Genomic DNA, 26,675 nt, shown 5'->3' with positions numbered 1-26,675 from the left:
AAGAGTGAAAGAGGGGGTAGTACCCCCTCTTCTATTTGTGTAGAAGTAATCACTTATTACTCCATAAATTTTCGTAATACGATAACCGCATTGTGCCCACCAAAACCAAAAGAACTTGAGATGCCAATGTTCAAATCCGCTTCTCGGGCAATATTAGGGACATAGTCCAAATCACAAACAGGGTCGGATTGTTCCTGATTAATCGTTGGGGGAATGATGCCGTCACGCAAACTCTTTACAAGGGCGATTGCTTCTACTGCACCTGCTGCGCCGAGCATATGACCTATCATCGATTTGTTAGCCGTAACGGGAATACGATAAGCATCATCTTGGAACAACTTTTTTATAGCCATCGTTTCAGAAATGTCCCCGATTCCAGTACTTGTTGCATGTGCACTAATTACATCCACATCACTTGGACGAATGTTAGCTTCGAGCAAAGCTAATTTCATCGCTTGATAGGCTCCGATCCCTTCGGGATGAGTAGCGACAATATGATAAGCATCAGAGCTAGCACCATAACCGATCACTTCAGCATAGATCCGAGCATTTCTTTTTTGTGCATGCGAAAGAGATTCCATCATTATAATACCTGCACCTTCCGACATAACAAAACCATCTCGTCCAGTGTCAAATGGTCTGCTTGCCCTGGTAGGTTGATCGTTTCGAGTGGACATCGCTGTTGCATTTCCAAAACTAGCAATCGATATTTCTGTTATTGCCGCTTCTGTTCCTCCAGCAAATATTACATCAGCGCCGCCTGAGCGAATAAGTCGCCAAGCTTCACCAATCGCAGTATTTCCAATTGAACAAGCCGTTACAGGAGCGAGCGTAGGGCCTAATGCGCCATATTTTATACTTATCATCGCGGCAGCCATATTCCCTATCATCATTGGTACAAGTAACGGACTAACTCTCTCTGAACCTCGTTCGCGTAGAACAGCTGCTTGATCAAGTAACGTTTGTATGCCTCCGATTCCTGATCCGACATATACACCAACCCGTTCGCGATCTACTAGATCAAGTTTTATGCCAGAGTCATCTAGTGCTTGCTCAGCTGCAGATAATGCGAATTGGGTGAACCGATCCATTCTTCTTGCTTCTTTACGGCCAAATAAAGTATCAGCATCAAAGTCACGAATGAGACCAGCAATTTTTGTTTTATAGCCGGTTGTGTCGAACGTATCGATGGAGGAAATGCCGGATTCACCTTGGACCAATCGCCTCCAAAATTGATCAACCGTATTGCCAAGTGGTGAGACTACGCCCATTCCAGTAATAACGACTCTTTCCATTGTATGCCTCCTCATAGTGCTTATAGGAGCTATCTTGTCATATGAGTTATACTATTACAAGTTGTTGTTTATTATAGTATAAACACTACCACCTTAACTAACAGGCAAGGGACGGGATAATATGAATCAACAAGCGAGACTACAGGCGTTATCCATATTTTTGAAAACACAAAGAGCTAAAATACAACCAGAGTCTGTACATTTCCCGATTGGAACCCGTAGAAGAACACCAGGGCTAAGAAGAGAGGAAGTTGCTCAATTAGCAGGGGTTAGTCCGACTTGGTATACATGGCTTGAGCAAGGGCGAGATATTAAAGTATCCACATCGGTCTTAGATGCTGTTGCGACAGCTTTACGACTAACGGTTGATGAACGTAAATATTTGTATTCATTAGCAATAGAAGCTACACCAGGGACAAGTGTCATAAAAGAAGAACTCGCAGAAATTAGCCCATCATTGCAAAAGATAATGCAGGAATTGCGCTTTTGTCCAACTATTATTACAGATAGGAAATTCCAAATTATAGGTTGGAATAATGCGGCTTCACTGGTTTTCTTAAATTTTGACCTTATACCTGTTGAACAGCGGAACATGATTCATTTATTGTTTACGCGTAAGGAGCTTCGGAAGTTAGCTTTGAACTGGGAACATTTTGTTAGTGGCTATCTATCGATATTCCGTTCTTATTACGGGAAGTACGTGGAGGATGACTGGTATGAGCGTTTTATTGAAGAGATGAAGGCTAACCACCCTCAATTTAATCTGTTATGGGAACAAAGCCAAGTAAGTTCAGCACCAGAGGTGTTACTACAATTCCGTCATGCTAAGATGGGGAAAATGTTATTCCATTTAACTTCATTCCAGGTCCACGGTAATTCGGATATCCGATGTAGCGTCTATACACCTGCTCCAAACTCTTCAACGGAAGCTAAACTCAGTCGGTTAATTGAGCTTAAATCGAATTAAACTAATCGTTACCAACGAACATTAGTTAAATTGTGGTAAATTAATGGTAATACAATTATGTTTTCTATTAGAACATTACAACTATGCTGGGAGCGAATGAAGTTGGAACTATACATATCGAATGAAATAAATAGTGATGACAAGGCTACAGTAAGAAATAAGCTAATTGCGTTTAATATGAAAAACTTCCCTGAACATTTGAACGGCAGGTATCAAGAAATAAATCTGTTTTTGAAAAATGAAGCTGGAGAAGTATTCGGTGGAATAGTCGGTGAAATATGCTGGAACTGGATCGAGATCCATTATTTTTTTGTTGATGAGCAATATCGAAAGTATGGCTATGGGAAGCGCCTCTTAGTCGAGGCCGAACGAATAGCTAAAGAAAAAAACTGCGATTTTATTAAACTCGATACATTAAGTTTCCAAGCGATAGATTTTTACAAGAGGCAAGGATATGAGGTGTATGGAACAATAGAAAATGCAGGCGGACATACTCATTACTACTTAAAGAAGGATATATAAGCCCTAGTTAGCAGAATAAATACATAAGGGGGTAAAAGTATGTTGGGATTGTTATTTCGAAACCATATAGGCGTGCCTTTGGAAAACAAAATGGATCAACTGCGTGGCTGTCTGGAGCAAATGTTAGATCACAGTAATTTCGAGCTATTGTCTGTTACTTGTGACGATTTAGGTTACAAAACACCTAATTTTACAACTGCAGGTATCTATCATCTGCATGGTATTGTGAACGTTAACAAAGAGGAACAGCCGTGGTCGATTATTTTAAAAGTGATTAAACCGGACAGTGTAGAAAAAGATGATCCTCTCCATCACAACTATTGGCGACGGGAAGCGCTCGTTATCGAATCTAGCATTTTAAACGAGTTGCCTGAATCGATTCGGACTGCCAAAAGTTATCTTGTTGAAGAGCAACAGGATGGAACTGTTTGGATATGGATGGAGCGGGTCGCAGGCGAACATGCAAATTCTCAAGATCATTTCACTTTTATTGCTCGTCAATTAGGACGATTCAATGGGACTTATCTTAATGGGAAGTCATTACCGAATGAGGAATGGATATGCAAAGGTTGGCTGAGGTCATGGACCACTGGATGCAAAATGTATGCACCTAAATCAGAATCATATTTAAAGCAATTACAAAAGGAAAATGAACGCAACATATGGACGTGGTTTCAAGAGTTTACAGGTCAAATAGACGAGCATCTAGCTTCTCTAGAACAGTTACCGCGGGTATTAGCACATCAAGATTTAAGCCCTATGAATATGCTGATAGTTAAACAGAGTGATGGAACTGATCAGGTAGTATTAATCGATTGGCAATTTATGAGCATCTCGGGCGTAGGTGAAGACCTTGGCAAGATGTTTGGTGTAAGCATGAGTCTTGGTATTGTTCCGCCAACCCAATACGGATCGTTTAAACAATCTTTATTTGAAGCGTACATACTAGGTTTAAAAGATACGGGTTGGCAAGGTGACGAGAGGTTAGCGAGATATGGCTACTATTTGAGCAGCGCATTGCGATGTGAATGGGAAGTACCAAAATATTTCTCATTAGTGGAAAAGTTGGAAAACGGTTCACAAAATGCAGAGTTACTAGATGAAGTGGAACATTTGGAAGCAATCATTAACATGCAAAGGGTTATGGCTAAAGATGCTGAATCATTGAAAACAAGAAGCATATTTCCGAAAGGAATGTAGATGAAAACAAAAGATGTCATTTATATGATTTATAACGAGAAGGAACAGTCAGTAACATCAATGGGTATTAAGTTTAATGATTTTGTAACTTCACTTACTATTGAGCTAAACAATGTATTGTTGCTTGCTTCACAATATACAGGAGAAGATTATCACACTGATTTAAGATTAGAATTCGTTAGAAAAGAACATTTAATTGATCTTTACAAAGAAAATGTTTATGATTATGGAGATTTTTGTTGGGTCGATTTTGATGAAATAACATCTCTAGATAATCTCGAACCACAAGAAAAGGCAGAGTTACTTTATTTAGAACATTACAAAAAAGCATTAAGTAATCCGTTTTCTGATAAACTCAATAACAAATATGTTTATTTAGCACATGATGATGGATGGTACAACAAAGTTATCTATAAAGACATAAATGAATTTATCAATATATTACGACAGCTAATTCCAAATAGATTGAGTATGTATAAGAAGAGTATGGAACGGTTAGGTTTGGACGTTGTACAACAATTGGTGCGATTAGCGAAAGACGGAATATTGATAGAGCTATATAGGTGTATTAAATCGAAAAACAGTATAGAAATTCCTTTTAGCATTATAGGTAAGATCTTGGATTTTGACGATGTTTATAACAATATGGAAAGACATAAGGCAAAAGCAAATTCGGAATTTTGGCTTGTATTTAAAAACAAACAATGGGCGGTTAAGTCATATAGATAAAACGAGGATTGAAACAAGAGGAGAATATAGAAATTGAAGCCGAATCATACCAAATCAGGTATGGTTGGCTCTTTTTTTTGACGTAGTGATAAAGGTTTGGTGTTTGTGTGATTTAAAAATTTTATGAACGAAACCCGCACTTTTATGCCTGCTGACCAATAGCTTATAACCATCAAAAGTGATAGACTATAATAAGGTTAAAAATGATCCAGAAAAGATGTGTGATTAGCTCGCCCTTGGCTTGCTGTGGCGTCTCAACAGGAGTGCCTACATTCTTTCTGCAAATCTTAAGGTATAAGGACGGTAAAGATGAGCAACAGACAAATTAAAACAGATGTTATCTTAATTGGTGCCGGAATCATGAGTGCTACTTTGGGATCACTGCTGAAAGAATTGGCTCCGGATTTAGAAATTACAGTCATTGAGAGACGTGCAAACGCAGGTGAAGAAAGCTCAAACGAATGGAATAATGCGGGAACTGGGCATTCTTCACTTTGCGAGCTAAACTACACCGTGGAACAACCCGACGGATCTATAGATACAAAAAAAGCTACAAAAGTTAATGAAGAATATCAGGTTTCTAAACAGTTTTGGTCCTATCTTGTAAATAATAACTTGATACGTAATCCTCGGGACTTTATCGTTCCAGTACCTCATATGAGTTTTGTTCAAGGGGAAACGGATGTAACTTTTTTAAAGAAACGCTATGATGCGTTGTCTAACAACCCACTGTTTGAAGGGATGGAATATTCCGAAGACCCAGAAAAACTGATGGAATGGATTCCGCTCATGATGAAGAACCGTACATTGAATAAACGTATAGCGGCAACTAGAATCGAAACAGGTACTGATGTCAACTTTGGCGCTTTAACGCGGTTAATGTTTGCTCATTTAAAGAGTAAAAACGTCAATATAAAATTTAATCATGATGTTGATGATGTTACACGTACAAGTGACGGTTCGTGGGAATTAAAAGTGCGGAATGTCGAAAATGGTTCCGTCGATCGCCATACTGCAAAGTTCGTTTTTATCGGTGGTGGTGGAGGAAGTCTTCATTTACTGCAAAAATCCGGTATTCCTGAAGGAAAAGGAATCGGAGGTTTCCCGGTAAGTGGACTATTTATGGTATGTAAAAATCCAGATGTAGTATCAAAACACAATGCAAAAGTATATGGTCAAGCTTCCGTTGGAGCTCCTCCAATGTCAGTTCCACATCTTGATACAAGAGTGATTGACAAACAAGAGTCATTGTTTTTTGGACCGTTTGCTGGATTCACACCAAAGTTTTTAAAATACGGATCGATGTTTGATTTGATTACTTCCGTCAAACCACATAATTTAGTGACAATGCTTGCAGCAGGCGTAAAAAACATGTCACTTACAACATATTTGATCAAAGAAGTTATGTTATCGAAAGAAAAACGGATGGAAGCGCTACGTGAATTTGTTCCAGATGCAAAAAGCGAAGATTGGGAATTGCTTGTAGCAGGTCAGCGTGTACAAATTATTAGAGATACTGCCGAAGGAAAAGGTACACTTCGTTTTGGAACGGAAGTGATTAGTGCTGCTGATGGCTCGATAGCTGCGTTGCTTGGGGCTTCACCAGGTGCTTCTACAGCCGTTTCCGTCATGCTTGAGCTAATCGAAAAATGTTTCCCGCAGCATGTAAAAGAGTGGGAACCGAAAATAAAAGAAATGATACCTTCTTATGGTGCTTCACTATTGGAAAACCCAGACTTATTCCAAGACATTCATAATGCTACAGCGCAGGCACTTGGATTAAGTGAAAACTTGCCATTAAATGTAGCACGCCGTACTGTATCATAAATAACAAAGCTTTTGATTAAACCCTCCCAATCCAAGCAATGCTTAGGATATATAATTTGGGAGGGTTTTTGATTTTTTGTACATAACATCTGTTGAGATACTTGAGGAGGAACAATTATGAAACTAAAAATGAATATTTATCCCTATCGATTGGAACAAGATAACCCAATTACGTATGCCACTTTGGCTGATTTAATATTGGCATTTCAAGAACAGGGAACGGATATTTTATTTAACTATACGAACTGGGATAGGGAGTTGGATCCGTATAAGGGCGATTTGATTGAAGAATCAATACACAATTTCCACAATGATTTAATCAGTGACCCCGATGAATCGATAAGTCAGGCAGTGAAGGAGGTACTGCTGCATCATTATGCACCTGAGCGTAATCCAAAGGACAATCAGGCTGTAATGGATCAATTACTCACTCATTTTAGAGAGGTACCTTTGGATGAGTTAAATGAGGAATTGCTATTAAAGATTGGTACTGTTGTATATACAAAACAATCGATATACACACTGGAAGATCGTGATGAGGTAACGCAAGCGTTTGTGAACAATCGCTTGGTATATACAAATAAGACATGGTTATTCCCTCATGATCGTCCCGTTTATTTGAAAAACGTTTTGTGGTATAGAGCTAACACGAAAGAAGAAATTATTCAGTCTTTTGAACTAACCGGATCGTGGTTTATTTGCGTTATTGTGAGTCCAAACACAGCGGTTGAAGACTACAGCTACTTCCTGGAATATTCTGAGGATCATGGGGATGAGCATGACGGTATGGTACTTTTCATTTCTACTAGTACACCTGACAATTTCAAAAAAAATGTACTACCGCGTCTTAAAAACGTTATCGGTGATGAATTCAAAATTGTTGAGTAATTGGTTGTTAATATTCTAGAAAGAATATGAGGATTATTTATGACAAGATATTGGACAAACCAAACTGCGGAAGCTTGGGAACATGCTCAAAAGGTTGGTTATTTAGTAGGGAACGCCGAGTTCATTTGGGAGTATTTCCTTCAAAGTTACGATTGGATGATGAAACAAATGAAGAAAAGGCTTCCTGAATATAACGGTGAATACCCTATTTGGCTATGGACGGAAAAACCGGATCTTCGAAGAGGGAACCATTTTGAAAGAGGCACAAGTGCAGTAAGTCTTGAAGTGGAGATACCAAATGATCTAGTATTGTTATCCGATTTTGATGCATGGCATAGCGTTCTAAATAAAAGTTTCCTAGCTTTAAACGATGAAGAGTGGGAGTTATATAAAAGAAACGAGATGACTATTTCAAAAGAAGAGAGCTGGGAGCGGGTATTTGAACTTGCGTTGTTGAGACAATCGCCCTGGTGGGATTTGGAGCCAGAGTTTCAAGGGGTTACAGGTAAAATTGATCTTTCGTCAGTTAAGAAAGTAAGGACGTTTATTGCAAAATAACTAGGTAATACGTTAGTATAACGATTTCATTATAACTAAAAATGCCAAAAGGAAAAGCTGAGTGATTGACGATCTTGGGTCTCACAAGGGTTTGAGTTGGAATTACAACTATCAGAAAAAAGATAAACCAATCGTTTTTGAACTGCTGAAGCCATATCGCGGTAAAGTAGTGGTATTACAAGATAATACGAATATTCAAAACAGATTTGATCAGAAATGATCTGACAGCATAAATCTAAACATCATAAGTACTAAGGAGCATATTACGCCAATTGTAAACCAATATAACTTTTCAGTCCTTTATAGTTTGATTACATCCGTGAGAAGTCCCGTACCCTCCTCAATTTCTCTAACAATCGCTTCATCCAGTGTTTCTCCTTGTTCTACTCGTCCACCTGGTAGAGACCAGCTTCGAGCGGGAGATATTTACTGTTTCACTAATAAAATGTGCTCATTTTCAATTAGTAATCCTGTTACTCTAACTAGCAAGAGATTACTCACTAAAAAAACCCAGTTTCATTCATTATATGATAGAATAACATAAATTTACCTAGTCTGGAATTGGTCATATTGAAAATATTGTAATAAAATTCACGATTATAGTTGCCGATATTGGAGGACATTGTGATATGATCTTATTTTTAGCTCTGGTAGTTTGTATGTTCGTTTATCTCATTTACCATACGTATTACGTCAAGTATTCGACAATTGTACTAAAGAATGAGTCCAATATGCCATTCACAATTGTTCAGTTGTCTGATATTCATGGTCAAACACGATTTATTAATGGATCATTAAGTAGCATGGTTAACAGTACTAACCCTGATTATGTTGTTATAACAGGGGATTTAATATCGAATATACAGCAATTAAACCGCGTATTAATCGAGCTTCAAAAGATCAATTGTCGCAACATCTTATTTGTTCCCGGTAATTACGAGCGTGAAGGAGCTAACTTTTTTAAAAAGAGGCTTTATACGCAAGAAGAACATGAGCATATTGTCCAATCTCTACGTAATCAAGGAATAGTTGTATTAAACAACAGCGGTGTGTTAATCGAGCGCGCAGGTAAACAAATATTGTTCTATGGATTCGATAATTCTATTTATGGTAATGAAAAAGTTACTATTAGTAAAAAAGAAATCCAAAACGCGGATCATATTATATTGTTAGCACATTCTCCTTCTATCATTAATCTGGTGGACTTGCATCATCTGCCTTATGATTTATTGCTTGTTGGTCACACTCATGGTGGTCAAATAAGGATATGTGGCCGAACGTTCGGTAGTTATAAAAATTTCCATGTAGGGTTAACACGTTTTGATGAACTCAAAAATTTTTATATCAATAGAGGGCTAGGAACGGTAAAAATTCCAGTCCGTTTCTTCTGCCCACCTGAAATAGCAGTGTTTCGATACGATCATTCACAACGAAATAGATGATGATAACCAACCAGAGGAGAGGATTACAATGATATTAGAAGTTGCAATGCTACAGGTAAAACCCGGAATGACAGAGGAGTTTGAAGGTAATTTCAGACAAGCATCGGCAATCATTTCAATGATGAAGGGTTACATTAATCATGAGCTTCAGAACTGTATCGAAGATCGCAACAAATATATTTTGCTCGTAAACTGGGAAACGCTTGAGGATCATACGATTGGCTTTAGAGGTTCAAAACAATATTTAGAGTGGAAAGCGTTATTACATCATTTTTATGATCCGTTTCCGTCAGTTGAACATTTTGAGAAAATAATATAAGTTACTCTTTTTTGTGACGAACGGCATATACGGCCAATAACAGTACAAGAAATCCAACGATGTACGTTAGATCATACATAGGCCAATATTTTGCCAATTGGTTAAAATATACGATATTAGGATCTAGTGTAAGTGAGCCTATCAGTAGAATGATACCTAAAGGAAGAGTTAAAAATTTATATTCCTTTAGCCGAAGCATCTGCGCTATTCCTAAGTTGAAACTATAGAAGTATATAGCAAGTTTGAAGTAAATGGAAAGGAACCACAATATCATCATAATCGCTTCTACTCTTTCCAAAAAATCTCCGATGCTTATTTTTTTTGCTAATTCGAAGCTAGGATAGTGGTGACTTGCGGTAAAGTTTACACCTAATACTAGAATAGAAAGCATGACAATCAAGATGATAACGATTCCCCCAAGGAGCGTTCCAATTATCATGCTTTTTCTTATCTGGTCTGTCCGATTAACATAAGGGAAAATCATTAAAAAGACGATTAACTCCATAAAAGGATAAGCAGCTGAAGCAAGAGAACCTGGCATAACTTGCCTAATTCCCTCTTCAAAAATAGGTTGAATGTTTTCCAACTTTGCTTGAGGTGCAAGAAAAATAATAAATAACATAAAGAGCAGTACAAAAAAAGGGAAGAAGAGTTCCCCAGCGCGCGTAAAAACTTCGAGACCTAAACGTATTCCCATTACAACAATGAAGATAAATAAAACATGAATGTATTGGATTGGCGTATCTGGCATAATCATCGTTGTCATAAAATCACCAATCTCACGAACATAAACGGAAGCATCAATAAAAATAAAAAATAAAAACAATAATGATGCACATAGACCAAGCCATTTACCTAATATTTTTTCATTGTATTCAATTACTGTTAATGAAGGATAGAGTTTGCCAACAAACGTAAATAAAAAAACGATTATAATTCCAATTACGAGTCCTAAAATGGCAGAGATCCAAGCATCCTGTTTACCTACGGTAGCTGTTATAGACGGTAGAGCCAATATCGAATCCCCAATTGTAGCTAAACAGGCCAGAATGGCAAGTTGACGTGCTCCGATTTTCCCTCTCTCTAACATCGACTCCCCATCTCCCTTACTTTATTGCCCGAAAATTGTTTCGTAAATAGGTTTGTACACCGTAATTATCCAACCAGCAGGGCTTGGGAAATCAGCATGTAGACCCATTAAAATACATATCCCAGATCCTAACAATAGAAGGGTAGCAAATACCCATAGTTCCTTTTTTAACTGCTTTCTTCGTAGGGATGGAACTTCGATCTTGATAATAAAAAGTGCAACGGCAATGGTTGCTACAGCAATCCACATATAGGTATTCCTTTCCGGAATGATAACATTAAGTCCAGTATCACCCCTTACAAAACTTATTAAACTAAAAAGTTTCCATTTAACGATCGAGAGGAGTATGTGAATAGATGAAACTTACATTAAAATTAGCTACTGAAGCGGATATTTCATTATTAGCAAAAATGAATAAACAATTAATTGATGACGAAGGTAACTCTAATCCAATGAATGTGGAGCAATTAGAAGTGAGAATGAAGGTTTTTTTAGCTACCGATTATTTAGCGGACATTATTTTGTTAGAGGATGCTATTGTTGGATATGCACTATATCGTTTCAGTGATAATGATACAAATTCACATTGTAAAGATGTGTACATAAGACAATATTTTATCGTAGACAGATTTCGATGCAAAGGGTATGGCATACGAGGAGTTGAGCTACTTAAAGAACAACGATTTGCATCAATTGATATTCTTAGTGTCGATGTACTTGCAGCTAACCATTCAGGGCATCAGTTTTGGTTAAAAGCTGGTTTGCAGCCGTATGTTATAAATATGAAAGTGAAGCTGTAATCAAAAAATCCCCACAACTATTGTTGTGAGGATTTTTTGCGTTGTTTTACTACGATTACATATGTAACTTCAACATAGAGTAGTTTTTGCGAATGTAATTGTAACCGGAATAAACTGTGAGCACTAATGCAATGTAAATTAATAGCTGATCTATTTGCAGTGTTTTTAGCAACGGAAAAGGACCGTGATTCATTAATAAAGCGGCAATAGCAGCGACTTGAAATACCATCTTTATTTTGCCAAAGCCATCGGCTTGAAGTGCTATTCCTTTGGAAGCGGCGATGACTCTGATAGCAGTAATAATGATTTCTCTACCGATAATGATGAGTGCAATCCACGAATAAATAATGTCGCTTCCGACCATTAAAATCAATGCGGCCGATATAAGTAGCTTATCTGCTAGCGGGTCGAGGAGCTTACCTAAATTTGTTATTTGATTATACTTTCTCGCGATATGGCCATCTAACTTATCGGTAGCTGCTACTAACAGGAAAAATGCTGCTGCATAAAGAAGTCCATAATGATCGAGATGTTGTAAGACGCCGGATTGTTGTACGAGCCATTCTGGATAAATGGGGAAGAATAAAATGAAAACAGGTATTAATAAAATTCTTGCAATTGTAATTTTGTTTGCGAGATTCATATATAATCCTCCTATTTGCAAATGTCCAATGTATACAAGGATACCATATTATAGGTTATAGTCGTTAGTTTCTTAGTTTCTAAAAAAGGGAATTGACATTTACTAAAATAATGTCATAATGAAATTATCAAAATGACAATATGGAATGGAGCGAAATACTCCTCATGGAAATGATCGAAAATGAATCTAACTATACATCTAAGAGCTATCGTACACCTGATGGAGCGCCAAGTGACATCGTTATCTTTACCATCACAACAACGGAGAAAAAGCTTGCGAAAAAAGCATTACCCGAAAGGGAGTTACAAGTGCTTCTAATTCAACGTAAGAAATGGCCGTTTGAAGGGTGCTGGGCATTGCCGGGCGGATTTTGTGACGAATTAGAAAGTATGTATGACTGTGCAAGACGAGAGCTCGAGGAAGAAACGGGTGTATCGAACGTCCACATGGAATATTTCAACGTGTACAGCAAACCTGGAAGAGATCCTCGTGGATGGATGATCTCTCACGCATTTTTTGCCTTGGTGAATGAAAGTTTGTTAGCAGGCCGGGCAGCTAATGACGATGCAGCAGACGTACGTTTAGTTCCAATCAAAGAAGCATTGCAAATGGAGCTAGCATTCGACCACAAGGAAGTGCTGATGGATGCATGGTCAAAAGTTCAGGAGAAGATGTTAACAACAACGATCGCAAAAGAGTTTCTGCCAGAGACATTTACGATGAGCGAACTTTATCACGTTATTCAAACGGTTGTACCCCATTTCCAAGAGAAAAACTTCATTCGTAAGATTACGTCCACTCAAAGTAGACGAGGGATTATTGAGGAAGTAGTTGATAGCTATGGTACAAAGGTCGTATCCAATCGTTATTCACAAAGGGCGGCACAATTATATCGTTTCACTGATTATGTGCCTCAACTCTCAATTTATGGATAGGTAATCAGAAGAAACCATATGTAATTATTCGTAATTTATAATATAGACATTCAAGGAGGTTAACGATATGCGTGCGTTAATTGTGATTGATTATACTGTTGATTTTGTAACTGGAAAGCTTCCATGTGGGGAACCGGCAATAGCGATCGAAGATCGAATTGTTAATTTAACTGAGTCGTTCGTAAATGGGGGTGATGATGTCATTATGGCAGTTGATCTTCATGATGAAGGAGATCTCTATCATCCGGAAACTAAGCTGTTTCCTCCACACAATATTCGAGGAACAGAAGGAAGGGCATTATATGGCAAGTTAAACGATCTTTACGATGCTAACAAGGATCGAATATATTGGATGGACAAAACACGTTATAGTGCTTTTTGTGGAACTGATCTGGAGCTTCGATTGAAAGCAAGAGGCATTACAGAAATTCATCTTATAGGCGTTTGTACAGATATTTGTGTATTGCATACTGCGGTTGATGGGTACAACAAAGGTTTTTCGATAACGATCCATGCAGATGCAGTAGCTAGCTTTAACGAAGCTGGACATGATTGGTCGCTGGGACATTTCCGCCATACTTTAGGGGCAGAGGTGCTTATTGACGGTAAACCATTAGAAAACTAATATTCTTACGATGACAATAGGAGTGAAACATATGACTTATGGAAATTTAACGCTGCATACTGACAAATATCAAATTAATATGATGTATGCACATTGGAAACAAGGGACACATAATCAAAAGGCAGTATTCGATGTTTATTTTCGTAAATTGCCTTTCGGAAATGGTTTTGCTGTATTTGCTGGTTTGGAGAGAGTCGTTCATTACATTCAAAGCCTACAATTCGGTGAAGCAGAACTAACTTATCTTGCTGAGCAAGAGGAAAATTATGATCCAGAGTTTTTGGAAGAACTTCGAAAGTTTCGATTTACTGGACAACTAAAAGCCGTTCCGGAAGGTACAATTGTATTCGGGGGTGAGCCTCTCATACAGATCGAAGCTAGAATATTTGAGGCTCAACTCATTGAAACGGCAGTTCTTAACTTCGTAAATTACCAAACATTGATCGCAACTAAAGCAGCACGGATTAAGGCAGTTGCTCCTGCAGAAAACTTACTTGAATTTGGGACGCGGCGTGCACAAGAAGCAGATGCGGCAATATGGGGTGCAAGAGCTGCATATATTGCTGGATTCGATGCCACATCGAATCTTCGAGCAGGGATGTTGTTTGGTATCCCAACCAAAGGAACACATGCACACGCTTGGGTTCAATTTCATGAATCAGAGCAGCAAGCCTTCGACCGATATGCGGATTCGTTGCCTGACGGTGTGACTTTATTAGTAGATACTTATGACACACTAAAGAGCGGTCTACCGAATGCTATTCGTACTGGAAAAGCTTTAGAAAGCCGTGGTAAGAAAATGCAAGGTATTCGATTAGATAGTGGTGACTTAGCATATCTTTCGAAACAAGCTCGAAAGATGCTTGATGCCGCAGGACTACCCTACGTTAAGATTGTAGCTTCCAATGATTTAGACGAAAATATTATTTTTAACTTAAAGGCTCAAGGAGCACAAATCGATAGCTGGGGAGTTGGCACACAATTAATAACGGCAGCTGATAACCCTTCACTCGGTGGTGTATATAAACTTGTTGCCAAAGAAGACGGTGAAGGTGGATACAGACCTGTCATAAAAATTTCTGGAAATCCAGAGAAGATAACGACTCCTGGTGTCAAAAATGTGTTTCGTATCATTAACAAAGAGACGGGCAAAGCAGAGGCTGACTATATTGCTTTATCGGATGAGAGTGACATGCACGACGGCAAACCGCTTAAATTATTTGATCCGCTTCATCCTTATTTGTCCAAACAAGTTACGAACTATGAAGCGATTCCTCTATTACACACGGTTTTCCAAAGTGGAGAATTGGAATATAAGCTACCAAATCTACAGCAAATTCGTAATTTCCACGAAGAGCAGTTGCAACAATTTTGGCCAGAATATTTACGTAAGCTAAATCCAGAAAAATATCCAGTTGATATGAGTGCTAAAGTTTGGGATCTTAAAAAGAGCTTGATTGAGAAACATCACAATTAAGACATGCCTATATAAAAATCTCATCTAATGGCTCTAGCCCATACCATCTACGCCTAGTTGAATAGACTAATGTAACGAATCAATGGGTGGGATGATTAGCGATGTTCGATTCAGGAGATAAAGATGGTTTATCTGCGGATGATCTGGCTATCATTGCGGCGGTTGTCGTAGTTATAGGTGATATTATTGCTTTGCTGGCTGTTCTCGCTGCAAAGAATGAGAATGAGAAGGAGCCGGAAGTAAAAGTAGCTAGTCGCAAAGAAGTTCGCAAGCCGCAGAGAAAGGCCAAATAAGGTCTTATCTGCGGCTTTTATCATTTTTTTCGATTAATTGTCCATAAAGTTGTGGCATTTACTACACATATACTAATCACCTCTTATTTTGCATAGGTTTATGGAAAGAGTGGAGGAGGCGATTGTGAATGTCGGCACATTACGCATGGTTATTCATCTGGTCTATCGGCATGTTTACCATTATAGGTGTAGTAATTAGCCTGTTAACTCATTTCGTTCGGACTGATACTTGGGATTACGATGAGAAATTTATATGGCTAAAAAAGGTAAGAGAATAAATTATTGTCGCTATTGGCATCCTAATTTCTGATTGCTATCCGGTTACATTATAGGAGGAAGAAATATGGACCAGTCGAATGAACAACAAAGCAGTCAAGAAAGAGAGTATGTCGTAGCGGTGCAGAAAAACGGAGACGGAGACTTGACCGCTTTCAAAACATCATCAGGCCGCGAACTGGATTATGCGACTGCACTTGAAGAAGTGCAAGCTGGAAAGATTGCTGGAGTGAACGCATTTAAAGGCAGAGATGGAGATACTTATATTCGTGGAGATGCCGATGGCGATCCAACAAATAACTTAGATCAATTACCTCTATTCTAATGTTAAATCATCTTATTCGATGATACTTTTGCCGCCTCTTGTACCATAAACGGGACATAGAGGCGGTTTTTGATTAAGGATGTAAACTGAAATTATACGAAATAACTCTTCCGTTGCTCGACGATACGCATTGCACCAGTTTTTCCACGGTAATTATCTATTCCATCGCCATAGTGCATAAGCCATAGCTTTTCTTGAATCGACTTAGGTAATGTTAACAGCTCGTCCAATCCTGCGTGAACGACGGCAGGAGTTTCTAACTGACAATCGTGATAAATGGTTTCTACACCTTTATCAACAAGAGTTTGGAGCAGCAGATGGTCAAAGCGCATATCCGCAGAATAGAAGAACCTCTCATTAAATAGAAAAGAGAAACTATCCTTATCTATAATATGTTCCGTTTTAATGAGTTCTACATTCAAGCCAGGAGCAAGTTGGTAAGATCTGCCTATTTCTAACGGTTTAACAACAAAAAAGTCATCCAACCTATTCAGACTCTCTTGCGTAAGTCCACCACGAAGTGTATTTTCCCATAAAGGTTCGATTAATGTTTGAGCTAAATAAAGGACAGGTTTCTGTTTGTATTTGAACATCATTTGAAAGGCAAGTTCTTCTAATCCGCCTACATGATCACCATGAATATGACTAATGAGCACGGCATTTAGATCATGGAAGGAAATATCCATTTCATGTAATGCTTTGGGCAAAGTAATCCCACAATCCACTAATAGACGGTAACCATCCACCTCGATTAAAGCATTGTTATTATCAAATCGTTTGGCGAAAGCACTACCCGTACCAACCATCGTTATTTTCATTTTAGTTTCATCCCCCTAATCAAAGACGTTACATTTGCTTCACTCTAACAAATTTTCGCAAATATTACTACTTTCATAACACCTGCATCACTCCTTTCATACAATATGTGAGCAAGAGGATGAATGAAGGAGATGGTTGTTATGAGTAAAGCTAAAGGCAAAGTTATAAAGAAAAAACAGCCTGCTAGTGATCGAAAACAAGTGTCATATAAGCTAGTACTTTCTGATACTTGTGCGGTATGTAAAACACCATGCGCAAGAGGTTTGCGTTATTTAGCCCATATGCAGGAGAAGGGTTCGGTAGGAAACGGTATCCCTTGTATCCTTACAAAAACATATGTATAAGTAGGTAATCATTTCCCAGTCAAACGCATAATTCAACAACATTTGACAAATGAGTGGTTTTCTGATAGCGTTTTAAAATTCTTTTCAATCTTATCGCAACTTTTTTTTAGAGGTAGAGTATAAACTTACATCCAACATAAGCGGATGGAGGTTGTGGCAACAATGAAATTCAGGAAAATAGCGATAGGGCTGTTGCTATTGTCCCTATTTAGTGGCTCAGTAGTTTATGCGAGTGGTACAGTGCAGAAGGTGCGCTTAATCATAAACGGGATCGAGTCAGATGATGGTGGAGTAACGATTGACGGCAAAACATATTTGCCGCTCAAACAATTAGCAAGCAGTATGCAAGCGATTATTGAATGGGATAATACGAATAAACGGGCTACAGTATTTAAACCGAATGTTCATATGTTTCTATACAATGGCAATACTCCATTTGGAATTGTAGACAAAGGTTTTCAAGGTAAGATTCAAGTGTTCTCACAAGTTGATAACTTGAAGAAGGAAATATCGGCTGTCAAAGTAACGATTACCGACCCATCTGGGAAGGAAAAATTAATAGAAACGAAAACTCTTAAAGCAGATGAAGTGAAAAGTAATATGTTTTGGTTCAGAACAGGAGAGTTTGATTTTAAGTTTGACTCTGTAGGTCAATATACAGTGAGATTTAGTATAAAGCCTGCTGGTTCAGAGGAATGGTCAGTCGTTTCCGAGAAAATTGTTACATCCAAAAATCCATAAGCAAATGCCCCTCAGTTAGAGGGGCATTTTGTTTGACGGTAACAGTCCGGCATGGTAGGATAGGGACGTATGATTAATTCATTGAAATGGGGTAACAATCATGAGCGAGCATAAGCATCAACATGGAGAAGATTGCGGTTGCGGGCATGATCATGAGCACGAAGAGCATGTCTTTATGGTAGCAAACGATGAAGGCGAAGAACGTGAAATGGTTATGGTCTATACTTTCGAATCTCAAGATAGCGCGTACGCAGTATTGTTGGATCGTCTAGATCCTGAACAGGATGGCGTTATTTTCCGCTTTGAAGAAGAGAACGGCGAATCTTTCCTAGTAGGTATCGAAGATGATGCTGAGTGGGAACGTGTAGCAAAAATTTATGAAGAAATTGCACGCACTGACGGCGAACAAGAATAATAGTTCGCTTAAGGGATCGGCATAATAAAGGGGCTCACGATGGTCATTGACCTTCATGTGAGCCCCTTTTTTCGTTATTCTCATTATCGATTATTTCCGAGGGTTGTAGTAGACTGTTCTTCCATTAAACATCGTAAGTTCGGCTTGTAACGACTTCGCTATAAATTTGCATAGCTCATTTGCTTTAGCCTTGTCGCCATGTGTTGATTCATCTGGCAACACGACTTGGATGCACCGAACTTCTTGGCCACTGACGGAGGTTGTTTCTCCAGTTCCAAGGATAATATGCTTATAACTTCCATTAACACCCTTCAGATAAAACCACCGATCGTCCCCTTTTGATTCTATCGTATAAGGGAATGCGGATCCAGCGTAGTCCCAGCCTAGCTGTGTGCCTGTCTTAGAAGTTTGTTCTTGGTAATGCAGTAGACGGTTCTGAACGTCTTGAAGCGTTATCTCTTGGTCTGTCGAGCCTTGCACGAGCTTAATATAAGCACTCTGACTCATGGCCAATCACCTCTAGCCCAATCATAGCATGGGCTGGAAAGCTTTACAAGAAGTACGAAATGGACTAAGAAATAGCCGTTTCTTCTACAATTACTTTAACAAATTGAATGCTGCGATCCTCAGGACCTTTAACAGGAAGCCCAACTTCGACGTGATCCACGATGTAATCAATATTTTTCTGCGTGATGACCTCACCTGGAAGTAGTATCGGAATTCCGGGTGGATAAACATAAATAAATTCTGCAATGATTCGTCCAGCAGATTCCTTGAATGGTATAACCTCTGTCTGTGCGTAGAAAGCGTCGCGAGGTGTCAAAGATAGCTGAGGAATATCAGGGATCTTCACGACAACCTCTCTAGATTCGGCACCTTCATGGAATGCTTCAGACAATCCTTTAAGTGCTTCAATTAGTTTTGATATAGAGTCTGATGTATCTCCAGGCGTAACTAGGCAAAGAATGTTATACATATCGCTCATTTCAATTTCCAGATTATAATGCTCGCGCAACCAATTTTCCGTCTCATAACCCGTCATCCCAAGGTGGCGAACATGGATGGATAGTTTAGTTGGGTCGTAATCGTAAGTAGCCTCGTCACCAAGAATTTCTTCACCAAAGCAATACAGTCCAGCAATTTCATTAATTTGGGTGCGAGCGTCTTGTGCTAATGAAATGGCACGTTCAGCGATGCTATAACCATTCAAAGCTAGATTACGTCTGGACGTATCAAGTGAAGCAAGCAAGATATATGATGTAGACGTCGTTGTTAACATACTAATAACGGTTTGGACACGGTGCGGATTTACACGACCTTTGCGAATGTTCAGTACAGAGCTCTGCGTCATGGAACCGCCTAGCTTGTGCACGCTAGTTGCAGCCATGTCTGCACCTGCTTCCATAGCAGACATCGGTAGTTTGTCATGGAAATGAATTAATACGCCATGTGCTTCATCAACGAGTACAGGAATGTCGTAGCTATGAACGAGATCGACGATCTCCTTTAAATTCGCACAGATGCCGAAGTAAGTAGGGTTAATAACGAGTACAGCTTTTGCGTCAGGGTGTTTCTCAAGAGCACGACGAACAGAACGTGTTGTTATGCCATGGTCAATACCAAGATTGTTATCTCGTGCAGGAGAAATAAATACTGGCCTCGCACCTGCGAAGATGATAGCAGCCATTATCGATTTATGAACGTTCCGTGGGACAATAATTTTGTCACCTGGCGAACATACGGATAAAATCATTGTAATGATTGCTCCGCTAGTTCCTTGTACTGAAAAATACGTATAGTCCGACCCGAAAGCGTCTGCAGCAAGCTTTTGAGATTCTTCAATTACTCCTGTTGGCTGATGCAAATCATCGAGTGGAGCTATATTGATGAGATCGATGGACAACGCATTGTCACCGATAAATTCGCGAAACTCTGAATCACTGCCTACCCCTTTTTTGTGTCCCGGTATATGAAACTGAACGGGATCTTGCTCCGCATGTTTGCGAAGCGCAGTGAAGAGCGGGGTTTTCGTATGGTCCATCGCTTTCATCCCTGCCTTTCATCTGATGTATAAACAAACTTGAGTATAGCAAAATCAAGGGGGATTGCAAGTAGTATTGAGTAATCAACAACAGAACAATTGAATATAGGTTCATTTGTTCTTTAATTGTTCATACATAGCATCTTTCTAGATATGGTACGATAGTTTGTGGAGGGATTCAGCATGAGAGATAATCGGTTAGTTATCGTAATGTCTATACTCGTCATTACATTTATAGGATTCGGCATTATTATCCCAGTTATGCCGGAAATTATTTTGGATGTAGATCCAAATAAGGCAGAATTACATACGGGAATGATGCTTGCTATTTATTCTGCAGTTTCCTTTATCTTATCCCCAATTTGGGGAACATGGTCAGACAGAATTGGCCGCAGACCAATTATTTTAGTTGGCTTGATTGGCTTTGCAGCAAGCTTTCTGCTCTTTGGACTATCTTCAGGCAATTTGACACTTATGTATATTTCACGCATATTAGGCGGATTGTTTTCAGGTGCAGTAACTTCAGTTATTGTTGCTTATGTCGCTGATATTACTACAGCAGAAAATCGAACAAAAGGTATGGGGCTAGTTGGTATGTCCATCGGTCTTGGTTTTACGATTGGACCAGGATTTGGAGGATTTCTTAGCACAATTTCATTTGAAACCCCTTTTTATGTTGCATCGGCGCTTGCTCTAATTACGTTTTTCCTTGCTGCATGGAAACTTAAGGAATCAATTCCTCAGTCCGAGCGTAAGCATAAATCAGAAAAAAGGGTATCGAGATGGACCGCGTTTAATGGGCCTTTAAAACATCTATACGTACTTGCCTTTTTTGTAACGTTTACGCTTGCAGGAATGGAGGCTACTCTTCAGTTTTTTGGAATGAGTCGCTTTAATGTAACTCCGTTGCAAGTTGGAATATTGTTTTTTGTATGTGGATTTGTAGGGGCACTTGTGCAGGGAGGATTTGTCCGCCGAAAAATTAATAAAGGCGATGAACCGAAATACATTATTATAGGTTTGATTATTTCAGCGTTAGGGTTTTTCCTTCTCTTATTCGCACATTCGTTACTATGGGCGACCGTTTCACTTGCCGTATTCGGAATCGGCAATGCGTTAATTAGACCGTGTGTCACATCATTGATTACTCAGAAGACAAAAGTAGGACATGGCGTCGCATCAGGACTAAGCTCATCGATGGATAGCCTTGGTCGTATTGCTGGTCCATTACTCGGATCACTGCTCTTTACAGTGGAGATGGGACTGCCTTACTTATTAGGAGGCATTCTTTGTATAGCAGCTATTGTGTTTGTTGTTCGATTCCGTCAGCTTGATCGAATTGAACAAAGTGAGCAAACTGTGTCTACTGGAAAATGATAGCTAAGTGCTTAGGGTGAAAGTGATGCTTAAGAGTCAAATTCTAAATCGATGCATATTATATCGGCTAGGCTGTTACTGAGCGGCAAGAGTAAAACTACTATGCCGTATGAAAAAGAACGACTTATGTAGCTGCAAGAGTAAAAACTACTCTTGCAGTATGAAAAAGAACGAGTCATGGAGCTGTGAGTGTCAGCTTATTTAACCTGTATCAACCTTTTTTGACTACTTCGGTAAAGTAATTCGAAACAACGTATTTCTCTGACTAGAATCTAGATGAATTAGCCCCTTATGCAAGTCGATGATCGTTTTGGATATGGTGAGTCCAAGTCCTGTCCCTCCATCACTTTTGCGTGATTGATCTCCACGGTAGAATGCTTCAAACACTTTAATCCTATTATCCTCTGAAATTCCGATTCCGTCGTCCGCAATATGAATGTATACATGATCTGCACCTTCCATTAGCTTTAATTGAACTTCTGTCCCAGATTGATTATGGTTTAAAGCGTTAGATAAGAGGTTGGATAGGGAACGGAATAACAACTTGTTATTAAACGAAACCAATAGTTCAGATGCAGGGATCTCATAGTGAAAGTTAAATTGCTTGTCCTCGAATGACATATAGAAGTGCGCTGAAAGCTCACGCATAAATTCAGTAATGTCCTGCACCTCAGTAGTAAAAGGATAGTCGGGGCTTTCGAGCTTTGATAAGTCAAATACGTCTTCAATCAATGAAGTAACTAATCTTGCTTTATTATGAATGAGGTTAAGTGTGTTTTGTTTTTTTTCTTCATCTTGAATAAGTCCTCTTTGAAGTGCTTCAACATATCCTTGTATCGTCGTAATAGGCGTTTTCAAATCATGTGAAATATCAACTAACATCCTCTGCTTACTTTCCGCTAACTCTCGCTTTTCCCGCTCCGTTTTCTCGAGCTTATCCGCCATCACGTTAAAATGCTCTTGAATTTGTTTGAGTTCATAACTCCCTTTGAAATCTATCCTTTTCGAATAGTGACCACTAGCGACATGTTTAATACCTTCGACGATTTGATGAAGCGGGTTAGTAATTCTGGATGCGGTCCAGCGGCTGTATATATACACACTAACAATAAAGAGCAAGGAAAATGTAATAACAGTTTCGATAAGTACACCCCAAAAAATATGAGTAGTCTCTTTAGCCTTGCTCGTTATCGCAAAGCTGTGGCGCAAATTTTCTTTTGGAATTTTGATAAGACAATAAAGGGTTTGACCCTCATTCGTTACAAATGGGGCAAGAGATATGTGATAAGGGTTGTCATCTTGATCGTAAAATAATTGATTTAATTGCCTTTCGGTGTAAGTGACGGTGGGTGAATCTACTTTATTACCTTTAACATCAATAATCTGCAAGTCTTCATCGAGAATTTCTACCCAACCTTCGAGCAATTCAATGTTTGCAGTAGGAATATCCACAATATTTGGCCTAACAATATCGCTTGCTTGTATTTCTGACAATGAATCTGTACCCAGCATGTAGATTAATCGAAAGTTAAAAAGGAGTGAAAATGCTATGACGAGTACGCCAACGGTTATAGAAAAGAAAATATAGTTCTTAACGAGAGAACGAGATAGTTTGTTTCTATTTTTCATCGAGTTCATCCTTTTTAGCGAAGCGATAACCAAGACCCCTAATCGTTTTGATATACATTGGATTTTTGGGATGATCCTCAATTTTATCTCTCAGCCTGCTAATCTGGACCATAATCGTATTGTCATCGGCAAAATAGTGCTCAGACCATGCATGTTCGAAAATTTGTTTTTTCGTATACACACGTCCAGGAAATTTCATAAACAGATCTAACAACTTATATTCAATCGAACTTAGAGATATTGGTTGTTCCCGTTTATATAACATGCACGAATGGTGATCGAGAGTCATATTGCCAACACGAATTTGTGAAATATCTGAAAGAGACGTTGCTTCGTTAAATTCATAAGTTCTTCGTAGATGTGCTTGTACACGTGCTAGCACTTCCATCGCACTAAACGGTTTACATATAAAATCGTCTGCACCAATGCCAAGACCGACAATTTTGTCTGTTTCTTGGTTTTTGGCAGATAAAATAATAATAGGGAATTTATGTTGTGCTCGAATTAGCTTTATTAATTGGAAACCGTCCATACTCGGCATCATAATATCTACAATTGCCATATCAATGCCTCCCTTTTGAACAAAAGTGAGAGCCTCTTTACCATTACATGCAGCTGCAACTTTAAATCCTTCAGCCTCAAGAAATAGTGTTAATACATTTATAATTTCTGGTTCGTCATCAGCAATAAGTATTGTTTTAGTCATATATGACGTTCTCCTCTCATGTCCTCTTCATTAATTCAATATCATTCGACAAACTCCTCTCTGTTGGTAATGAATGTAAGATTAAAGTAAGAATAGTGAAAGTTATAAGACAGTTTTGAACGATAAACTCAGATTGTGGTTATAAAAAAATGAAAGTACGTGGGGGGACTTTTATGAAAGTGGTAAGCAATAAAGTGATCATTCCAGTGTTAATTGCAGGGGTATTCATGACAGCAACAGTACCGGCAACTGCATCATCCGTACAAGCGATGCCCCAGTTGTACCAGTCCGCAATAACTCAAAATCAGTTGCAAGGCCCAGTAAACGCTCAAGAAGTACAAACATTCGTGGACAACTTTTTTGCACGAGAGGATGTAAAAGCACTTGAGATTCCAGGGGCGACAGTCGTCATTGTGAAAGATGGGAAAGTGATGCTTCAGAAGGGCTACGGATTTGCAAATGTTGAGAAGAAAATTGCTGTAGATCCAGAAAAAACATTATTTCGAATCGCTTCGGTAGCAAAGGTATTTACAGCAGCGGCGGTCATGCAACTAGTTGAGCAGGGTAAAATTGATTTAGAAAGTGATGTGCAACAGTATTTTGGCGATATTCAAATAAAAAATGAAACGGGAACACCCCTCACAATGAAACATCTACTGACGCATACGACTGGTTACGATATCGTTGACCCGCCCCAATTAAATGCCATTACATACGATTTAACGAAAAAAGTTGAACTTAAAGATTATGTTGAGGAATGGATGCCTACGGTTGTAAATAAACCTGGGGAAGCATTCAAATACGATAATATTGCTTCCTTGCAGCAAGGGTATGTCGTTCAGCAAGTTTCGGGCACCTCATTTGATCAGTATATGAGAGATAACATTTTCAAACCGTTAGGCATGAAAAATAGCTATTTTCTTATGTCAACTGATCTGACACCACATCTAGCAGTTGGTTATGATGACCAGAACAAGGCTACTCCGAACTATAACTTTTTGCCTAACGAGATGCCACAAGGTGGTATGGTTACAACTGGCAGTGATATGGCGAAGTTTATGCTTGCTTACTTAAACGAAGGTGAGTGGAATGGACAGCGAATATTGACCAATCATTCCGTTCAAGAAATGGGTAAAGTGCACTTAGCGATCCATCCAAAAGTGCCTAATATGGCATACGGGTTTGAATTTGGTTACCAACAACTTTATAACGGGCAACATGTGATAGAGAAAGGAGGCGCGGCTCCCGGCGGTTTTTCTTCTCTCATGTGGTTATTGCCTGAACATAATACAGGTGTGTTTGTCGTCTACAATAAGTCAGGTGATTTGAGAGGAAAGCTGTTCCAAGCTTTTATGGATCACTATTATCCGAAGAAGAGGGAAAATGAACAAGAAAACACATTTACATTATCGCAGCAACAATTAAAACGGTTTGAAGGGATATATCGTGATTCAAGAGTTAGTTACGTAATAACTCGCATTCGTGCAACATCAGATGGAAAGCTGGCAGTAGAAAACTTGACGGGCAAAAAGATAGTTAAACCGTTAGATCCGTTATTGTTTGTAGATGAGGATGGTGGGAAAGTAGCTTTTAAAGAGGATGCTGGCGGGACGATTGCGTATTTGTTCTCTGGCGCCAATCCGGTAGCTTGGGTAGAAAAGCTGAATGAGGCTATACCATTTAAAGATGTTGATAAACAACATCCATATGCAGCGTATATCAATGAGTTACATCAACTTGGGATCGTTAAAGGCGATTTTGAAGGAATGTTCGATCCAGAGAAAACGGTGACTAGAGCTGAATTTGTAAATCAAGTTGCAACGTGGATTGGGATGACTCCATCCAAAAGTCCTTTAACGTTCACGGATATTAGTCACCTGCCACATGCTGGATTGATTCAGAGTGCTTTAGAATATCGTTTTATTAGTGGAATGCCAGATGGAACCTTTGAGCCGGATAGACCAATAACTAGACAAGAGGCTGCAGTTATTATGACGAATGTAATGCTTGCAATGGGGGCAACACCAATTGAAGGAAGCGTTACAGGGGATACGGCTGATTGGGCCGTAAGCGGGGTGAAATTTATTTCAGCTATGAAGTATTACGGTCCTGAAGTAACTCTTTCCGCAGACGGCACGGTTGATTACAAATCAAAGCAAGTACTAACGCGACAAGAAGCTGCTGCGCTTATTTATTATGCATCAAGATGGAGCTATTAGACTAATTAGAATGGTTGCTACCATTTTGTTACACCTAGACCTTAGTCGGTGTCGTTATGAGACTAATGCTGTATAACAAACACCGACTCCAGACGTTTTTACAATACTTTTCCAGCTATTATGATTAGGTAGACTTAAAAAAGATATCCAATTAGGAGAAGGAGCAGGGACTT

General features: G+C 39.0%; 31 protein-coding genes. 21 read left to right on the top strand and 10 right to left on the bottom strand.

From position 1 onward, the window contains the following. Window positions 1-56: 56 nt before the first annotated feature. Complete coding sequence (fabF, locus tag I6N90_RS03325; protein ID WP_197934075.1) at window positions 57-1,295, bottom strand: beta-ketoacyl-ACP synthase II; 1,239 nt, start codon at window positions 1,293-1,295, stop codon at window positions 57-59. 121 nt (window positions 1,296-1,416) lie between these two features. Here fabF and I6N90_RS03320 point away from each other — a divergent pair, with 121 nt between their 5' ends. The 7 genes from I6N90_RS03320 (at window position 1,417) to I6N90_RS03290 (ending at window position 7,986) form a co-directional block, all read left to right on the top strand. Continuing rightward, on the top strand, window positions 1,417-2,262 hold the full coding sequence (locus tag I6N90_RS03320) for a helix-turn-helix transcriptional regulator (RefSeq protein WP_197934074.1): 846 nt from the start codon (window positions 1,417-1,419) through the stop codon (window positions 2,260-2,262). A gap of 102 nt (window positions 2,263-2,364) precedes the next feature. Then, window positions 2,365-2,784 (top strand): GNAT family N-acetyltransferase, encoded by a 420-nt coding sequence (locus I6N90_RS03315; protein WP_197934073.1) that lies wholly within the window; start codon window positions 2,365-2,367, stop codon window positions 2,782-2,784. A gap of 39 nt (window positions 2,785-2,823) precedes the next feature. Next, window positions 2,824-3,984: a phosphotransferase gene (locus I6N90_RS03310; protein WP_197934072.1), complete on the top strand. Its 1,161-nt coding sequence runs from the start codon at window positions 2,824-2,826 to the stop codon at window positions 3,982-3,984. After that, complete coding sequence (locus tag I6N90_RS03305; RefSeq protein ID WP_197934071.1) at window positions 3,985-4,713, top strand: hypothetical protein; 729 nt, start codon at window positions 3,985-3,987, stop codon at window positions 4,711-4,713. It begins immediately after the preceding gene. Between the two features lie 309 nt (window positions 4,714-5,022). Continuing rightward, window positions 5,023-6,540 carry a malate:quinone oxidoreductase gene (locus I6N90_RS03300; RefSeq protein WP_197934070.1) on the top strand — a complete coding sequence of 506 codons (1,518 nt, stop codon included), beginning with the start codon at window positions 5,023-5,025 and terminating at the stop codon, window positions 6,538-6,540. A gap of 117 nt (window positions 6,541-6,657) precedes the next feature. Beyond that, window positions 6,658-7,428: a hypothetical protein gene (locus I6N90_RS03295; RefSeq protein ID WP_197934069.1), complete on the top strand. Its 771-nt coding sequence runs from the start codon at window positions 6,658-6,660 to the stop codon at window positions 7,426-7,428. A 39-nt stretch (window positions 7,429-7,467) separates the two neighbouring features. Beyond that, entirely contained in the window at window positions 7,468-7,986 is a 519-nt protein-coding gene (locus I6N90_RS03290; protein ID WP_197934068.1) for a DUF3841 domain-containing protein, read from the top strand. A 300-nt stretch (window positions 7,987-8,286) separates the two neighbouring features. Here I6N90_RS03290 and I6N90_RS25375 read toward each other — a convergent pair whose 3' ends face one another. Next, window positions 8,287-8,412 carry an NUDIX domain-containing protein gene (locus I6N90_RS25375; protein WP_442950938.1) on the bottom strand — a complete coding sequence of 42 codons (126 nt, stop codon included), beginning with the start codon at window positions 8,410-8,412 and terminating at the stop codon, window positions 8,287-8,289. A 203-nt stretch (window positions 8,413-8,615) separates the two neighbouring features. Here I6N90_RS25375 and I6N90_RS03280 point away from each other — a divergent pair, with 203 nt between their 5' ends. Continuing rightward, window positions 8,616-9,428 carry a metallophosphoesterase gene (locus tag I6N90_RS03280; RefSeq protein ID WP_197934067.1) on the top strand — a complete coding sequence of 271 codons (813 nt, stop codon included), beginning with the start codon at window positions 8,616-8,618 and terminating at the stop codon, window positions 9,426-9,428. 28 nt (window positions 9,429-9,456) lie between these two features. Beyond that, window positions 9,457-9,747, top strand: coding sequence for an antibiotic biosynthesis monooxygenase family protein (locus I6N90_RS03275; RefSeq protein WP_197934066.1), 291 nt, complete (start codon window positions 9,457-9,459; stop codon window positions 9,745-9,747). A 1-nt stretch (window position 9,748) separates the two neighbouring features. Here I6N90_RS03275 and I6N90_RS03270 read toward each other — a convergent pair whose 3' ends face one another. Together I6N90_RS03270 and I6N90_RS03265 are read right to left on the bottom strand one after the other, a co-directional pair. Next, a complete protein-coding gene (locus I6N90_RS03270) occupies window positions 9,749-10,837 on the bottom strand; it encodes a GerAB/ArcD/ProY family transporter (RefSeq protein WP_197934065.1) in 1,089 nt (362 codons plus the stop codon). Between the two features lie 21 nt (window positions 10,838-10,858). Further along, entirely contained in the window at window positions 10,859-11,086 is a 228-nt protein-coding gene (locus I6N90_RS03265; RefSeq protein ID WP_197934064.1) for a hypothetical protein, read from the bottom strand. Window positions 11,087-11,193: 107 nt separating this feature from the next. Between I6N90_RS03265 and I6N90_RS03260 the strand changes: the two genes are divergently transcribed. Further along, complete coding sequence (locus tag I6N90_RS03260) at window positions 11,194-11,637, top strand: GNAT family N-acetyltransferase (protein ID WP_197934063.1); 444 nt, start codon at window positions 11,194-11,196, stop codon at window positions 11,635-11,637. 55 nt (window positions 11,638-11,692) lie between these two features. Here the strand turns inward: I6N90_RS03260 and pgsA are convergent, their stop codons facing one another. After that, on the bottom strand, window positions 11,693-12,280 hold the full coding sequence (gene pgsA, locus I6N90_RS03255; RefSeq protein ID WP_197934062.1) for a CDP-diacylglycerol--glycerol-3-phosphate 3-phosphatidyltransferase: 588 nt from the start codon (window positions 12,278-12,280) through the stop codon (window positions 11,693-11,695). Between the two features lie 164 nt (window positions 12,281-12,444). Between pgsA and I6N90_RS03250 the strand changes: the two genes are divergently transcribed. The 6 genes from I6N90_RS03250 to I6N90_RS03225 all read left to right on the top strand — a co-directional run bounded on the left by I6N90_RS03250 (window position 12,445) and on the right by I6N90_RS03225 (window position 16,211). Then, a complete protein-coding gene (locus I6N90_RS03250) occupies window positions 12,445-13,215 on the top strand; it encodes an NUDIX domain-containing protein (RefSeq protein ID WP_197934061.1) in 771 nt (256 codons plus the stop codon). 67 nt (window positions 13,216-13,282) lie between these two features. After that, window positions 13,283-13,840 carry a cysteine hydrolase family protein gene (locus I6N90_RS03245; RefSeq protein WP_197934060.1) on the top strand — a complete coding sequence of 186 codons (558 nt, stop codon included), beginning with the start codon at window positions 13,283-13,285 and terminating at the stop codon, window positions 13,838-13,840. Window positions 13,841-13,871: 31 nt separating this feature from the next. Continuing rightward, window positions 13,872-15,317, top strand: a complete 1,446-nt coding sequence (locus I6N90_RS03240) for a nicotinate phosphoribosyltransferase (protein ID WP_197934059.1) — start codon at window positions 13,872-13,874, stop codon at window positions 15,315-15,317. 101 nt (window positions 15,318-15,418) lie between these two features. Continuing rightward, complete coding sequence (locus I6N90_RS03235) at window positions 15,419-15,610, top strand: hypothetical protein (protein ID WP_197934058.1); 192 nt, start codon at window positions 15,419-15,421, stop codon at window positions 15,608-15,610. A gap of 128 nt (window positions 15,611-15,738) precedes the next feature. Further along, on the top strand, window positions 15,739-15,888 hold the full coding sequence (locus tag I6N90_RS03230; RefSeq protein ID WP_197934057.1) for a hypothetical protein: 150 nt from the start codon (window positions 15,739-15,741) through the stop codon (window positions 15,886-15,888). Between the two features lie 65 nt (window positions 15,889-15,953). After that, on the top strand, window positions 15,954-16,211 hold the full coding sequence (locus I6N90_RS03225; protein ID WP_197934056.1) for a DUF3892 domain-containing protein: 258 nt from the start codon (window positions 15,954-15,956) through the stop codon (window positions 16,209-16,211). 92 nt (window positions 16,212-16,303) lie between these two features. Here I6N90_RS03225 and I6N90_RS03220 read toward each other — a convergent pair whose 3' ends face one another. After that, entirely contained in the window at window positions 16,304-17,029 is a 726-nt protein-coding gene (locus I6N90_RS03220) for an MBL fold metallo-hydrolase (protein WP_197934055.1), read from the bottom strand. Window positions 17,030-17,170: 141 nt separating this feature from the next. On the opposite strand from I6N90_RS03220, the gene I6N90_RS03215 reads away from it, so the two are divergent. The 3 genes from I6N90_RS03215 to I6N90_RS03205 all read left to right on the top strand — a co-directional run bounded on the left by I6N90_RS03215 (window position 17,171) and on the right by I6N90_RS03205 (window position 18,530). Continuing rightward, a complete protein-coding gene (locus I6N90_RS03215; RefSeq protein WP_197934054.1) occupies window positions 17,171-17,374 on the top strand; it encodes a hypothetical protein in 204 nt (67 codons plus the stop codon). A gap of 162 nt (window positions 17,375-17,536) precedes the next feature. Further along, a complete protein-coding gene (locus tag I6N90_RS03210) occupies window positions 17,537-18,115 on the top strand; it encodes a stalk domain-containing protein (protein ID WP_197934053.1) in 579 nt (192 codons plus the stop codon). A gap of 100 nt (window positions 18,116-18,215) precedes the next feature. Further along, on the top strand, window positions 18,216-18,530 hold the full coding sequence (locus I6N90_RS03205; RefSeq protein WP_197934052.1) for a DUF1292 domain-containing protein: 315 nt from the start codon (window positions 18,216-18,218) through the stop codon (window positions 18,528-18,530). 90 nt (window positions 18,531-18,620) lie between these two features. Here I6N90_RS03205 and I6N90_RS03200 read toward each other — a convergent pair whose 3' ends face one another. Together I6N90_RS03200 and I6N90_RS03195 are read right to left on the bottom strand one after the other, a co-directional pair. Then, window positions 18,621-19,037 carry a DUF1885 family protein gene (locus I6N90_RS03200; RefSeq protein ID WP_197934051.1) on the bottom strand — a complete coding sequence of 139 codons (417 nt, stop codon included), beginning with the start codon at window positions 19,035-19,037 and terminating at the stop codon, window positions 18,621-18,623. Window positions 19,038-19,101: 64 nt separating this feature from the next. After that, window positions 19,102-20,571 carry an aminotransferase class I/II-fold pyridoxal phosphate-dependent enzyme gene (locus I6N90_RS03195; protein ID WP_197934050.1) on the bottom strand — a complete coding sequence of 490 codons (1,470 nt, stop codon included), beginning with the start codon at window positions 20,569-20,571 and terminating at the stop codon, window positions 19,102-19,104. A 183-nt stretch (window positions 20,572-20,754) separates the two neighbouring features. On the opposite strand from I6N90_RS03195, the gene I6N90_RS03190 reads away from it, so the two are divergent. Next, window positions 20,755-21,948, top strand: coding sequence for an MFS transporter (locus tag I6N90_RS03190; protein WP_197934049.1), 1,194 nt, complete (start codon window positions 20,755-20,757; stop codon window positions 21,946-21,948). A gap of 225 nt (window positions 21,949-22,173) precedes the next feature. On the opposite strand, the gene I6N90_RS03185 is transcribed toward I6N90_RS03190, so the two are convergent. Both I6N90_RS03185 and I6N90_RS03180 read right to left on the bottom strand, forming a co-directional pair. Continuing rightward, the gene (locus tag I6N90_RS03185; RefSeq protein WP_197934048.1) at window positions 22,174-23,577 is read right to left on the bottom strand and encodes a sensor histidine kinase; all 1,404 of its coding nucleotides are present in this window, start codon (window positions 23,575-23,577) and stop codon (window positions 22,174-22,176) included. Further along, window positions 23,567-24,283, bottom strand: a complete 717-nt coding sequence (locus I6N90_RS03180) for a response regulator transcription factor (protein WP_197934047.1) — start codon at window positions 24,281-24,283, stop codon at window positions 23,567-23,569. Before I6N90_RS03180 ends, I6N90_RS03185 begins: the two co-directional genes overlap by 11 nt. Window positions 24,284-24,456: 173 nt before the next feature. Here I6N90_RS03180 and I6N90_RS03175 point away from each other — a divergent pair, with 173 nt between their 5' ends. Then, entirely contained in the window at window positions 24,457-26,502 is a 2,046-nt protein-coding gene (locus I6N90_RS03175; protein WP_197934046.1) for a serine hydrolase, read from the top strand. Window positions 26,503-26,675 lie beyond the last annotated feature (173 nt).

It is taken from the genome of Paenibacillus sp. GSMTC-2017, from assembly GCF_016019935.1.
Classification (GTDB): domain Bacteria; phylum Bacillota; class Bacilli; order Paenibacillales; family Paenibacillaceae; genus Pristimantibacillus.
The sequence above is the reverse complement of the archived record's forward strand: the minus strand, read 5'-3'. Positions and strand labels throughout refer to the sequence as shown.

Coding starts and splice junctions, on each gene's coding strand:
- fabF (WP_197934075.1), bottom strand. CDS start 1,295: ATGGAAAGAGTCGTTATTACTGGAATGGGCGTAGTCTCACCACTTGGC.
- I6N90_RS03320 (WP_197934074.1), top strand. CDS start 1,417: ATGAATCAACAAGCGAGACTACAGGCGTTATCCATATTTTTGAAAACA.
- I6N90_RS03310 (WP_197934072.1), top strand. CDS start 2,824: ATGTTGGGATTGTTATTTCGAAACCATATAGGCGTGCCTTTGGAAAAC.
- I6N90_RS03305 (WP_197934071.1), top strand. CDS start 3,985: ATGAAAACAAAAGATGTCATTTATATGATTTATAACGAGAAGGAACAG.
- I6N90_RS03300 (WP_197934070.1), top strand. CDS start 5,023: ATGAGCAACAGACAAATTAAAACAGATGTTATCTTAATTGGTGCCGGA.
- I6N90_RS03295 (WP_197934069.1), top strand. CDS start 6,658: ATGAAACTAAAAATGAATATTTATCCCTATCGATTGGAACAAGATAAC.
- I6N90_RS03290 (WP_197934068.1), top strand. CDS start 7,468: ATGACAAGATATTGGACAAACCAAACTGCGGAAGCTTGGGAACATGCT.
- I6N90_RS03280 (WP_197934067.1), top strand. CDS start 8,616: ATGATCTTATTTTTAGCTCTGGTAGTTTGTATGTTCGTTTATCTCATT.
- I6N90_RS03275 (WP_197934066.1), top strand. CDS start 9,457: ATGATATTAGAAGTTGCAATGCTACAGGTAAAACCCGGAATGACAGAG.
- I6N90_RS03270 (WP_197934065.1), bottom strand. CDS start 10,837: ATGTTAGAGAGAGGGAAAATCGGAGCACGTCAACTTGCCATTCTGGCC.
- I6N90_RS03265 (WP_197934064.1), bottom strand. CDS start 11,086: ATGTGGATTGCTGTAGCAACCATTGCCGTTGCACTTTTTATTATCAAG.
- I6N90_RS03260 (WP_197934063.1), top strand. CDS start 11,194: ATGAAACTTACATTAAAATTAGCTACTGAAGCGGATATTTCATTATTA.
- pgsA (WP_197934062.1), bottom strand. CDS start 12,280: ATGAATCTCGCAAACAAAATTACAATTGCAAGAATTTTATTAATACCT.
- I6N90_RS03250 (WP_197934061.1), top strand. CDS start 12,445: ATGGAAATGATCGAAAATGAATCTAACTATACATCTAAGAGCTATCGT.
- I6N90_RS03245 (WP_197934060.1), top strand. CDS start 13,283: ATGCGTGCGTTAATTGTGATTGATTATACTGTTGATTTTGTAACTGGA.
- I6N90_RS03240 (WP_197934059.1), top strand. CDS start 13,872: ATGACTTATGGAAATTTAACGCTGCATACTGACAAATATCAAATTAAT.
- I6N90_RS03235 (WP_197934058.1), top strand. CDS start 15,419: ATGTTCGATTCAGGAGATAAAGATGGTTTATCTGCGGATGATCTGGCT.
- I6N90_RS03230 (WP_197934057.1), top strand. CDS start 15,739: ATGTCGGCACATTACGCATGGTTATTCATCTGGTCTATCGGCATGTTT.
- I6N90_RS03225 (WP_197934056.1), top strand. CDS start 15,954: ATGGACCAGTCGAATGAACAACAAAGCAGTCAAGAAAGAGAGTATGTC.
- I6N90_RS03220 (WP_197934055.1), bottom strand. CDS start 17,029: ATGAAAATAACGATGGTTGGTACGGGTAGTGCTTTCGCCAAACGATTT.
- I6N90_RS03215 (WP_197934054.1), top strand. CDS start 17,171: ATGAGTAAAGCTAAAGGCAAAGTTATAAAGAAAAAACAGCCTGCTAGT.
- I6N90_RS03210 (WP_197934053.1), top strand. CDS start 17,537: ATGAAATTCAGGAAAATAGCGATAGGGCTGTTGCTATTGTCCCTATTT.
- I6N90_RS03205 (WP_197934052.1), top strand. CDS start 18,216: ATGAGCGAGCATAAGCATCAACATGGAGAAGATTGCGGTTGCGGGCAT.
- I6N90_RS03200 (WP_197934051.1), bottom strand. CDS start 19,037: ATGAGTCAGAGTGCTTATATTAAGCTCGTGCAAGGCTCGACAGACCAA.
- I6N90_RS03195 (WP_197934050.1), bottom strand. CDS start 20,571: ATGGACCATACGAAAACCCCGCTCTTCACTGCGCTTCGCAAACATGCG.
- I6N90_RS03190 (WP_197934049.1), top strand. CDS start 20,755: ATGAGAGATAATCGGTTAGTTATCGTAATGTCTATACTCGTCATTACA.
- I6N90_RS03185 (WP_197934048.1), bottom strand. CDS start 23,577: ATGAAAAATAGAAACAAACTATCTCGTTCTCTCGTTAAGAACTATATT.
- I6N90_RS03180 (WP_197934047.1), bottom strand. CDS start 24,283: ATGACTAAAACAATACTTATTGCTGATGACGAACCAGAAATTATAAAT.
- I6N90_RS03175 (WP_197934046.1), top strand. CDS start 24,457: ATGAAAGTGGTAAGCAATAAAGTGATCATTCCAGTGTTAATTGCAGGG.